This window comes from Vibrio sp. 10N.286.51.E5, assembly GCF_041469125.1.
GTDB classification, from domain to species: Bacteria; Pseudomonadota; Gammaproteobacteria; order Enterobacterales; family Vibrionaceae; genus Vibrio; species Vibrio crassostreae_C.
In genome coordinates this window covers 56,273-68,387 of the sequence record NZ_JBFRJZ010000065.1, presented here as the reverse complement: position 1 = coordinate 68,387, position 12,115 = coordinate 56,273, and the positions used below count along the sequence as shown (strand labels likewise).

General features: G+C 45.2%; 8 protein-coding genes. 5 read left to right on the top strand and 3 right to left on the bottom strand.

Going from position 1 to position 12,115, the window contains the following annotated elements:
* Positions 1–151: 151 nt before the first annotated feature.
* Entirely contained in the window at positions 152–1,213 is a 1,062-nt protein-coding gene (gene sohB / locus AB4161_RS20350) for a protease SohB (RefSeq protein ID WP_009849001.1), read from the bottom strand.
* A gap of 143 nt (positions 1,214–1,356) precedes the next feature.
* Between sohB and AB4161_RS20345 the strand changes: the two genes are divergently transcribed.
* From AB4161_RS20345 to AB4161_RS20330, 4 genes are all read left to right on the top strand, one after another.
* Positions 1,357–2,097 carry a YciK family oxidoreductase gene (locus tag AB4161_RS20345; protein ID WP_372084099.1) on the top strand — a complete coding sequence of 247 codons (741 nt, stop codon included), beginning with the start codon at positions 1,357–1,359 and terminating at the stop codon, positions 2,095–2,097.
* Between the two features lie 156 nt (positions 2,098–2,253).
* Positions 2,254–2,961 carry a translesion DNA synthesis-associated protein ImuA gene (gene imuA / locus AB4161_RS20340; protein ID WP_017063488.1) on the top strand — a complete coding sequence of 236 codons (708 nt, stop codon included), beginning with the start codon at positions 2,254–2,256 and terminating at the stop codon, positions 2,959–2,961.
* Between the two features lie 3 nt (positions 2,962–2,964).
* Positions 2,965–4,434, top strand: coding sequence for a DNA polymerase Y family protein (locus tag AB4161_RS20335; protein ID WP_372084097.1), 1,470 nt, complete (start codon positions 2,965–2,967; stop codon positions 4,432–4,434).
* Between the two features lie 113 nt (positions 4,435–4,547).
* Positions 4,548–7,640, top strand: a complete 3,093-nt coding sequence (locus AB4161_RS20330; RefSeq protein ID WP_372084095.1) for an error-prone DNA polymerase — start codon at positions 4,548–4,550, stop codon at positions 7,638–7,640.
* Between the two features lie 333 nt (positions 7,641–7,973).
* On the opposite strand, the gene AB4161_RS20325 is transcribed toward AB4161_RS20330, so the two are convergent.
* Together AB4161_RS20325 and AB4161_RS20320 are read right to left on the bottom strand one after the other, a co-directional pair.
* A complete protein-coding gene (locus AB4161_RS20325) occupies positions 7,974–8,915 on the bottom strand; it encodes a chemotaxis protein CheV (protein WP_017062139.1) in 942 nt (313 codons plus the stop codon).
* Between the two features lie 168 nt (positions 8,916–9,083).
* Positions 9,084–10,301, bottom strand: a complete 1,218-nt coding sequence (locus tag AB4161_RS20320) for an ROK family protein (RefSeq protein WP_017062140.1) — start codon at positions 10,299–10,301, stop codon at positions 9,084–9,086.
* Between the two features lie 319 nt (positions 10,302–10,620).
* Between AB4161_RS20320 and pyk the strand changes: the two genes are divergently transcribed.
* On the top strand, positions 10,621–12,069 hold the full coding sequence (pyk, locus tag AB4161_RS20315; RefSeq protein WP_017067208.1) for a pyruvate kinase: 1,449 nt from the start codon (positions 10,621–10,623) through the stop codon (positions 12,067–12,069).
* The last annotated feature ends 46 nt before the right edge of the window (positions 12,070–12,115 follow it).

Genomic DNA, 12,115 nt, shown 5'->3' with positions numbered 1-12,115 from the left:
TACAACATAGTGGTCACCCGCTCGGAAGTGGAGCAATAAAAAAGCGCATAAGTCTGATGACTTATGCGCTTTCTTTTTAAGGCTCAAACGTCTGCAAATGAACGTAAGGCACTAAACCTAGAACTAGAACTAGAACTAGAACTCAATAAGCTTAAACAATCGGCTTTTGGCCGCGTTCAATCAGCTTCATCAGCACACTGTCTGCAGATTTACCTGCCACGCCCGCTAGTTTGTCTGACAGCTTTTTCTTCTGTACGTAGTGAATCGCTAGAACTGTTTTGTCCTTACATGCCGCTACGACTAAATCATCAGAAGTGCTAATCTCATCCACCAGCCCAAGTTCATGCGCTTGTGTACCAAACCAGTGCTCACCCGTTGCTACTTTTTCAAGATCTAGCGCAGGTCGATGGTCACGGATGAAATCTTTAAACAAACCATGAGTCTCCTCTAGCTCTTCTTTAAACTTCTCGCGTGCTTTATCACTGTTCTCACCAAACATAGTAAGCGTGCGTTTGTACTCACCTGCCGTTAGCTGTTCGAATTCAATGTCGTGCTTTTTAAGCAGTTTGTTGAAGTTTGGCAGTTGAGCGATAACACCAATAGAGCCAACAATAGCAAACGGTGCAGATACAATTTTGTCTGCGATACATGCCATCATGTAGCCGCCGCTTGCCGCCACTTTGTCTACCGAGATAGTCAGAGGCAAACCTGCCGCTTTGATACGATCAAGTTGAGAAGACGCTAAACCATAGCCGTGAACCATGCCACCGCCAGACTCAAGTTTCAGCAATACTTCATCACCTTCACGAGCCACAGCCAGAACCGCCGTTACCTCTTCACGTAATGAAGCCACTTCTTTCGCATCGATGCTGCCGTTAAAATCAAGAACGAATAGATGTGGTTCACGCTTACTATCAAGCTCACCCTCTTTCGCTGCTTTCTTCACTTCTTTACCGCGTGATTTTACTTTCTCTTTTTCCGCTTTCTTTTCTGCTTTATCACGGGCTTTGATGAAAGCATCATCATGTAGATGGTGCTCTAGTTGTTCAATCGTCTGTTTATGATGTTCAGATAGGTTCGTGATTTCCAGCTCACCTTTAATCGCGCTTGATTTCCCACCCACAGATTTAGCAATCACTAAAATTGCGATGATGGCGATTACAACGGTCGCAATCTTGGCTAAAAACAAGCCGTAGTCCAACAAAAATTCCAATGTCATATCCCCTATTGTATGAATTAGTGTATTGTAACCATCTTGTCACGATTACCAAGAATTTCTCATCATTCCTGCGGTTATCTGTGTGATTAAACATCAATGGAATGACGAACATAATAAAAGAAAGAAGGATAAGCACAGTGGATTACCCAATCTCTACAGATGCCCTCAAAGATAAAGTAATTTTGGTTACAGGTGCCGGTGCTGGCATTGGTCGCCAAGCAGCACTAAGCTTCGCTCAACATGGTGCAACTGTCATTCTGTTAGGCCGCAATGTTAAAAACCTTGAATTCATTTACGATGAAATCGAAAGCGCTGGTTACCCACAACCTGCGATTATCCCATTGGATTTAAAAGGTGCGACAAAGCAGAACTACGTTGATATGGCTGAAACCATTCAATCACAGTTCGGTCGTTTAGACGGTCTACTTCATAATGCTGGCGTTCTTGGCACTCTGAGCCCGTTTGAGCAGATTGATGAAGAAACCTTTGATGATGTTATGCAGATCAATGTGAAGTCTGAGTTCTTGATGACTCAAGCTCTGCTACCTGCACTTAAAAAAGCAGAAGCAGGTCGTATCGTATTTACCTCTTCAACGGTTGGTCACTCTGGCCGTACATTCTGGGGCACTTACGCAATTTCTAAGTTTGCTACCGAAGGTATGATGCAGATCCTAGCGGACGAGCTTGAAGACACAAACATCCGTGTTAACGCAATCAATCCAGGCGGCACTCAAACACGGATGCGTGCAAAAGCGTACCCAGGAGAAGATGCGAATAAGCTAAAAACGCCACTCGACATCATCCCACTGTACCTACACTTAATGAACCCAAGTGTGACAGACATTAATGGCCAATGTATCGATGCTCAACCTAAGTAACTTGATATCATTGACCAATAGTAAAAAGTCGCTTCCATAGCGGCTTTTTTTGTATCTAAATCAATCAACTAACACTTACTGCCGCTAATTTTCATCATTTCTCTTTGCATCTTTTTCATTGTTAAATATACTGTATAAATATACAGGTATTTAATTATGCATGAACTAATAAAAAACTTACAAGACCGCCAGCTAATCTGGAAAGGGTTACAATCAACAACGCAAGGAAGCACCACTTCAACAGGCTATCCTCAACTGGATAAACAGCTTGATGGCGGCTTCCCGACGCACGGCGTTATTGAAGTTGAATCACAACAAGGGATCGGCGAGCTTCGCCTACTGACGCCCTATTTATCTCAACAAAACTCGCAAAAACTGGCCATATTCATTAACCCGCCAGGGAAGATCTGTGCTGAGTTTTTTAACAGCCAAGGCATTGAATTAGAAAACATTCTCGTTATCCAGCCTCAACGCGATCTCGATGCGTTGTGGGCAGCTGAGCAGTGCCTCAAAAGCGGCGCTTGTCACTCTGTATTGCTATGGGGAGCCGATCTAGAAATACACCAAACAAAGCGCCTACAAGCAGCCAGTGAAACCGGTAAGTGCCTGCAGTTTCACTTTAAAGCCACCAGCCATAATCAATTATCCCTGCCCGTTTCCTTAAGCATGAAACTCTCTTCTCACGCGCAGGGATTAAAGGTTGAAGTGACTAAGAGAAAAGGCAGCTGGTCGTATGGCAGCTTTATTCTAGACATGACACACTACTGGCCGTTACTCACAGAGAAAGTCGTTTATGAAGACAATTCAGACCGCGCTTTGTCTGGTAACACTGTGCTGGCTTTTCCTATTGCGAAGCAAGGCTAACGTATGTTGTGGCTTTATCTGCACTTTCCATCTCTGCAGTTGGATACCTTGTTTAACTCTAATGAATTGGGTTCGAGCGAAGACTCACGCGAACAACCTATTATCATCGTGGATGAAAAAGATCACCATGTACTGCAAGCAAACCCAGCTGCGCTGCAATCGGGAATTTCGCTTGGTATGGGCTTAGGGTCTGCAGCAGCTTTGTGCCACAACTTACACGTCCACCCTTACAGTATTGAACTGGAGAAAAGTAAGCTTAAAGAGATCGCTCAATGGGCGTATCTGGTCACTTCCGACATGGCGTTATTGCCACCTAATGGTTTGTTGATTAAAGCCTCTAACATGCTGTCACTTTACGACGGGCTAGATAACTATTGGCATGAACTCAAAAGCCATTTAGAAACGCTCAATATTCAGTTCAACTTTGCGACGGGTTATTCGCCGCTTTCTGCGATCCTTTTGGGTAAGCAAGCGATCAACCAAGCAACAAACAATATTGAGCAGATGAAAACTTGGGTCAATCAACAAGCATTAATTTCCAGTGAGCTACCGACCAAGCAAGTGGAACGCCTGAACCGTGTCGGTATCAATACCGTTGAAGACTTATTAAAGCTGCCTTTGCAAGAGGTCGCACGCCGCTTTGATATCGACTTGGTGAATTATGTCGGTCGCCTTAACGGCCAGTTCAAGCACCCGATTGATTTCTATCATCCACCAGAGAATTTCCAGCAATATTTGGAGCTATTGTTTGATATTGAAAACATCCTATTTATCGAAAAGCCGTTGCTGAAATTACTGAATCAACTCGAATGTTTTTTGAAGCTACGCGATCGAGTGGCTTTCGAGTTAACTCTGACTTTACACCTAAGAGATAAAGACGATCACCCTGTCTCTTTTTATTCGGCACAAGGTGATTACCTTGCTGAAAAATGGGCGAACCTTACTCATCTCACCTTAGAGTCACTCAAGCTCACCGCACCGGTTCAAGGACTGACCCTCAGCTTGGTTCGTCATGGAGAACCCCAAATGGCCTACCATGATCTTTTTGATGGTAATACCGGAACACTTGCCGCGTTAGATTTGCTCTCACTACTGCAAGCAAAGCTTGGACAAGCCTGTATTCAAACACCAAAAATACAGCACGACCCAAGGCCAGAAAAGGCCAATCAGTATTCGCTCCCAACACTGAGTAAGTCTGTGACAAAAAGGCAAGCGCCCTCAAGGAGCGAGCAACAAACCACAGCTCTCAGCGTCGTTCAACAGCGGCTCAGGCCCAGTATTTTACTGCCAGAGCCCGAAGCCTTAACCGAAAGCGTCACCTTATCTCAAGGCCCAGAGCGCATTGTGTCTGGCTGGTGGGACGGAGAGAAGGTCATTCGTGACTACTTTATTGCTCACAGCGAAAACGGTCGGTGGCTCTGGATATTTAAAACGCCAGATAAACAGTGGTTTTTGCACGGCTTATTTAGCTAGTCGGTAAGAACGTAAGTCAGCAAGAAACTTTGTTAGCTCCTCCGTTCTACTTATTCAATTTCAGCGTCCCTTTTCAATCATGTTCACTCGCAATGGTTAAGTGAGATTACGTTATGTCTCAGCAATACTCAGAGCTTTTCTGTCAAAGTAATTACTCCTTTCTAGAGGGAGCTTCGCATGCGGAAGAGCTTGTTTTACAGGCCGACTTCTTACGTTACAAAGCACTCGCGGTTACTGATGAGTGCTCAGTCGCGGGCATCGTTAAGGTTCACTCTGCAATCAAGCAACATAAACTGTCACTCAAGCAAATTGTCGGGAGCATGTTTTGGTTAAATGAAGAGTGCCAAGTGATCTTGATATGCCCAAACAGACAAGCCTACGCCGAGCTGTGCCGTATAATTACCAACGCGAGACGTCGTAGCAGTAAGGGACATTATCAGCTCTCTGAGTGGGATATCATGTCGGCTAAGCACTGCTTTATTCTTTGGCTTCCTCAACAGAAAAATGAAGACGCGCATTGGGGGAAATGGCTCTCCCAGCACCATTCAGGTCGGCTTTGGATCGGCTTACAAAGACACCTAAAGCAAACCGACCAGCAGTACACAGATTACTGCGTTGAGCTGTCACAACATCATCAACTGCCGATAACAGCTTGTGGTGGCGTGCTAATGCACAATGCTAACCGCTTACCCTTACAGCACTCACTCACTGCGATAAAGTACCAAAAGCCCATTACCGAAGTGGGCAGTCACTTACTGGCGAATGCCGAGCGCTGTTTACGCAGCATCAATAAGCTCTCTCATATATTCAAAGCTGAGTGGCTGGAAGAGAGCAACCGAATTTCTGAGCTGTGTGAATTTGATTTAGGTAGCCTACGTTACGAATACCCAAGTGAACTGATTCCTCAAGGTGAGACACCCATGAGTTATCTACGTATGTTGGTCGAGAAAGGAAAAAAGGCTCGCTTTCCACAAGGTGTCCCTAATGACATTCAACAAATCATAGATAAAGAGCTGGGGCTGATTGGCGAGCTCGACTACCCTTTCTTTTTTCTCACGATTCACGACATCGTGATGTTTGCTAAAAGCCAAGGCATTCTTTACCAAGGTCGAGGTTCAGCTGCCAATTCCGTGGTGTGTTATTGCTTAGAAATCACCTCAGTCGACCCAAGGCAGATTTCAGTGCTATTTGAACGTTTCATCAGTAAAGAACGTGATGAGCCGCCCGATATTGATGTCGATTTTGAACACGAACGCCGTGAAGAAGTTATTCAATACATCTATCAAAAATACGGTAGAGAAAGGGCTGCACTTGCCGCAACGGTCATTTCTTATCGCTTTAAAAGCGCGGTAAGGGATGTAGGAAAAGCATTAGGGCTACAAGAAACTCAGCTCGACTACTTCATCAAGAACACCAATCGCAGGGACAAAAGCTTAGGTTGGCAGGCTCAGCTCACTCAATTAGGGCTACAACCTGATTCTTTGAAGGGGCAGCAGTTTATCCACTTGGTTAATGAGATTATCGGCTTCCCACGTCACTTATCTCAACATGTCGGTGGCTTTGTCATATCCTCAGGGCCTTTGTATGAGCTGGTTCCCGTCGAAAATGCAGCGATGCACGATCGAACCATTATCCAATGGGATAAGGATGATCTAGAAACCTTAGGCTTGCTGAAAGTTGATGTGCTCGCGTTGGGTATGCTCTCTGCGATTCGTAAATGTTTCGACCTGATCAAACGTATTCACGGGCGATCACTGACCATTGCTGAGATCACTCGCCTTAAGGACGATCCTCAGGTTTACGGCATGATTCAGCGAGCAGACACAGTCGGGATATTCCAAATTGAGTCACGCGCACAAATGAGCATGCTGCCAAGGCTTAAACCGAAGACTTATTACGACTTGGTGATTCAAATCGCTATCGTACGCCCAGGCCCTATTCAGGGTGATATGGTGCATCCGTTTCTCAAGCGTCGAGATGGCATTGAGCCAATCAGTTATCCATCTAAAGACGTGGAATCAGTACTGTCGCGCACCTTAGGTGTACCGATATTCCAAGAGCAAGTGATCAAACTCGCGATGGTCGCTGCAGGGTTCACAGGCGGAGAAGCAGATCAACTCAGACGGGCAATGGCCGCTTGGAAAAAAAATGGCAACGTCTTTAAGTTTAAAAACAAACTCATCGAAGGAATGCAAAAGCGCGGCTATGAGACAGAGTTTGCTGAGCAGATCTTTAAACAGATATGCGGCTTTGGCGAGTACGGTTTTCCTGAAAGCCACTCCGCTTCGTTTGCGGTGTTAGCGTATTGCTCCGCTTGGTTGAAATGCTACTACCCAGAGTGCTTCTACGCTTCTCTGTTGAATAGCCAACCGATGGGGTTTTATAGCCCTTCACAGTTGGTACAAGACGCACAACGACACAATGTGGTGATACTTCCGGTATGTGTGAACGCTTCTCAAAACGACCACACGGTTGCCCCTCATCAGAATGGTCTAGCGATTCGCTTAGGGCTGCGACAAATCAAAGGATTCAGCGAGCATGGAATTCAAAGCGTGCTCGCCAATCGTCCACCATCCGGTTATCGCCACCCTAGTCAGGTGAAACAGTTATCGATGAATAAGAAAGATATCGAGCTACTGGCATCGGCCAATGCGCTACATAACGTTTCTGGAGACCGCTTCCAGACTCGCTGGGCGATCATGGACTCGGCGTCGGATTTACCTCTGTTTAGCCAAGCCTATGACGATGCTGAGGCAGGACATGACGAACATGTACTGCACAAGCCCAATGAGATGCAAGATCTACTCGAAGACTTCACCAGTGTCGGAATTTCATTGAACAAGCACCCCATCACTTTGCTCGAAGAAGCAAGACGATTAGGTCGATTCACACACATGAAAGATTTAATACAGCAAAGACACAAATCTATGGTCACCGTTGTCGGATTAGTCACAGGTAAACAATCTCCCGGCACCGCGGCAGGTGTCACCTTTGTTACGCTGGAAGATAGCACTGGCAATATTAATGTCGTGGTATGGGGAGCAACCGCACGCGCTCAACAGCAAGCTTATCTCACAGCCAAGGTGTTAAAAGTACAAGGGATATTAGAAAAAGAAGGTGAAATCGTGCATGTTATCGCGGGAAAACTTATCGATATTACCGATGAAATTGTTGGCTTGAAAACCAAATCTCGGGATTTTCATTAGCGAAGTACCAACTGTTCTCAATCGATCATTGGCTAAAGAAAAGAGAGAAAGAAAAACGAAAAAGGGAAGCATCCGCTTCCCTTCAATTCCAGTTGTTGAGTTATGACTCAACTTCAGCTTCCGTACGTCTTTTCTTAAATTCCCTATACAGTAATAAGCTCAAAGTCATGACGACTTTAGACGTTAACCATATCATTAAGAGGAACTACCTTAGATTGTGTGTGAAAAATTACGCTAGTAGTTGAGCATATTTCGTTAAGAAAAATATGCTGCGTGAATATTAGCAAGCGTTTTCTATAAGGTCACTCAAAACAAACCGTACAGCAGCATTAATTATAAAATCTGACGCATTCGCTCTTGAGTCACTTCAACCAAGAGGTCTGGCTGGAACTTAGAAATAAAGCGGTTACACCCTACTTTCTCAACCATAGCTTCATTAAAACTTCCACTTAATGAAGTATTTAGCGTGATGAATAGGTCATGCATTCTTGGGTCAGTACGTACTTCGTGTGTCAGCTTGTAGCCGTCCATTTCAGGCATTTCAGCATCGGTGATCATCAACAATATTTCTTGATTGATGTCTTTGCCTTCATCACACCAGCCCTTAAGTAAGGTCAGTGCTTCTAAGCCATCACAACACTCAATAATGTTCAAACCCAACTGCGACAAGGTGCCTTTGATCTGGTTACGCGCTGTTGAAGAGTCATCAACGATAAGCACATTGCGTCCTATCATCTCCTGAGCTAATTGTTCATCTAAAACGCCTTCAGAGATCGAGACATCGTAATCAATGATCTCAGCCAACACTTTCTCAACATCGATGATCTCGACGATCTTGTGCTGCTCTTCTTCTTGAATATGCGTAATAGCGGTTAGGTAGTTTGCACGGCCTGTTGTCTTTGGCGGCGGCTGGATTTCTGTCCATGTCGTGTTCACGATATTACGAACTTGCCCAACCAAGAAACCTTGTACGGTTCGGTTGTATTCCGTAATAATCAGGTTGCTCTCTTGAGACTCCGCACGAGATGGCGGAAAGCCAATGGCACTGCGTAAATCGATAACAGGCACCGATTCACCACGTAAAGACGCAACACCCGTAATATGATGATGAGAGCCCGGTAAGCGAGTGAGTACTGGCACTTTGAGGACTTCTTTCACTTTAAATACGTTAATCGCAAATAGTTGACGACTATTTAAGCTGAATAACAAGAGTTCCAGACGGTTTTCACCGACCAGTTTGGTTCTCTGATCAACCGAATTTAAAACGCCAGACATACAACACCTTAGTGACAAATAATAACTGTGGCTACAATAGCCTACTTCAATAGGTTAAAGCAAAGCGCCAATGCACAGAATGCTTAAACTAAGTACAACAAATGATGTTATACAAAGCTTAAGTACATGGAAAGGTTCAAGGTAAGGCTACAAGACGAGAAAAAGGGGTTAACCTTCAATAACTTTCATTAACAGTTGGCCATCGTATAAGGCCTGCTTGATGAGCGCAGCACCTGGCATGGTTGCCTGCTTATAAAAACGAGATTCCACCAGCTCTAAGTCTTTATGGTAAACCGATAGACTCTGCTCTTCGATACACTTTTGAATCGCCGGGTATAACACGCTCTTCGCCTGATTGATAACACCACCCACCAAGATTTTCTCTGGGTTGAACAGGTTAATCACAATCGCAATCGCAGAACCTAGATAACGGCCTAACTGTTCAATCACTTCGACAGCCAGCGGATCCCCATTAGCAGCGGCAGCACAGATCTGTTCAATAGTGACGTCTTCAAACACCGTTAGCGTTGATTCTTCACCATTTACCAATCGCTCTTTGACTTGCTCACGGATTGCCTGAGAACTCGCCACCGTTTCTAAACAGCCTCGATTACCACAGTGGCAAAGCTTGCCTTCCTTGTCGATCTGGATATGCCCCAACTCACCGATGTTACCGTGACGTCCTTGCAGAACGCGACCATCAAGAATGATCCCGGCACCTAAACCGTGGTGAATCGAGATAAGAACAGAGTTGTCGTTGTCTTGTGAGTTACCAAACAGCTTTTCTGCTAATGCCCACGCTCGGGTATCATTGGCAATAAAAACTGGCAAACCGGTTTCTTTGTAGATCTCCGGCCCCAACGCTAAGTTTTCAACGTTATAGTGCGGCATCTGCAACACAATACCTTGCTCTGAATTCACCAGACCTGGCAGTGTGATAGCGATACTCGTCACCCTGTCGAGTTGCTCGGCATAGGTTTGGAAGAACTCATCGATTTCATGGAGAAGACGCGCAAGCACATCGTCTTGATCACGTTCATGGATATCAATCTTGGTATCGATAAGCACGTCGCCGCCCAATTCATGGAGCGCGATCGTCAAGTATCCGCGACCAAGACGCATCGACAAAAATTGCCAACCTTCGTTATTGGTTTGCAGACCGACAGCAGGACGCCCACGAGTCGTGGCTTCTTGAACCGTCGTTTCGTGAATAAGGTGAGCTTCAATGAGTTCACGGGTAATTTTAGTAATACTCGCCGGAGCCAACTCACTTTGCTTGGACAGATCGATACGAGAAATAGGACCTTTAAGGTCAATTAGTTTATATACACGACCAGCATTGACCTGTTTGATATGATCAATATGGCCCGGTTGAGCCATGTACATTTTACGCTCCAGAAATCATCAACGAGGTAATTTTTTTACTTTGCGAAGTAATTGTGAAGTCACTTGGTATATCGCCGTGACCAGTATCACGTATATACATGAATCTTTGTGTATCGAGTCAAATAGTTCGAGGAAAATTAACACCCACATCGATAATTTGCGACTTAATTTTCAGAATAAAACATCGCATTTGAGCCCTGAATTCAATAATTAAAGGCAAATCAAGAAATATCCTCCTAGCTCCCAATAAATTATCAATTAATGCATATACTTAATTCAGTCTTTTAAAAGATTACTTGGCCTCACTCTAGGAGTATTCATGACAGCCGAATTAAGAAAAACGAAAATCGTCACAACGCTAGGCCCTTCTACTGATAAAGGTAACGTGCTTGAAGAGATCATCAAAGCCGGTGCCAATATAGTCCGTATGAACTTCTCTCACGGCACCAGCGACGACCATATACAACGCGCAGAAAAAGTCAGAGCAATAGCAAAAAGACACGGTACTCAAATCGCCATTCTCGGAGACTTACAAGGTCCCAAGATTCGTGTGTCGACATTCAAAGATGGCAAAATTCAACTTGCAGTAGGTGACCTATTTACTCTCGACAGCAGCCTAGGTTTAGGTGAAGGCAATCAAAAAGCCGTTGGCCTTGATTACAAAGAACTGCCTAACGACGTATCCGCCGGCGATATACTGTTGCTTGACGATGGTCGTGTTCAACTCAAAGTAACCAAAGTGGAAGGCTGTCGCGTTCATACCGAAGTCATCATTGGCGGCCCACTCTCAAATAACAAAGGCATCAACAAAAAAGGGGGTGGCCTTTCCGCAGAAGCGCTAACAGAAAAAGACAAGCGCGACATCGTCACCGCCGCACAAATCAAAGTGGATTACCTAGCGGTGTCTTTCCCTCGTAATGGTGAAGACATGCACTATGCTCGTCAGCTTGCACGAGAAGCCGGCTTAGAAGCTCACCTCGTCGCAAAAGTGGAGCGAGCAGAGACAGTAGCTACAGTTGAGAACATGGATGACATCATAATGGCCTCAGATGTGGTCATGGTGGCTCGTGGTGACCTCGGAGTGGAAATTGGCGACCCTGAGTTAGTCGGAGTACAAAAACAGCTTATACGCCGTGCCAGAGCGCTTAACCGAACTGTCATCACCGCAACTCAGATGATGGAATCAATGATTTCTGCGCCAATGCCAACCCGTGCCGAAGTTATGGATGTTGCCAACGCCGTACTCGATGGCACCGATGCTGTGATGCTGTCTGGTGAAACTGCAGCTGGTGACTACCCAGTCGAGACCGTAAAATCGATGGCTGAAGTCTGTATTGGTGCGGAAAAAATGGCAGGCATTAATAACCAATCCAATTACCGTATTGACCGCACCTTTGTTACTGCCGAAGAAACCGTTTCGATGGCGACCATCTACTCTGCAAACCATATGGAAGGCATTAAAGGCGTTGTCACTCTCACCGAGTCAGGCCGCACCGCACTGATGATGTCTCGCCTGAGTGCCGACATGCCGATCTACGCGCTGTCTCGTAACGAAGGAACGCTTAATCGCTGTACCTTATACCGAGGTGTGACACCAATCTACTTCGAGACAGAAGCCGAAGACAGCTTTGACATTGCACTATCTACACTCACTTGCTTGAAAGAGAAAGGACACCTTAAGTTTGGTGACCTAGTGATCGTCACTCAAGGCGACATTATGGATGTAGCAGGGTCAACCAACTGTATGAGAATCTTGCCTGTCACCTAATATTTGACCTTAAGGCGAAACGATTCGCCTAATCTCAAAAACTTAA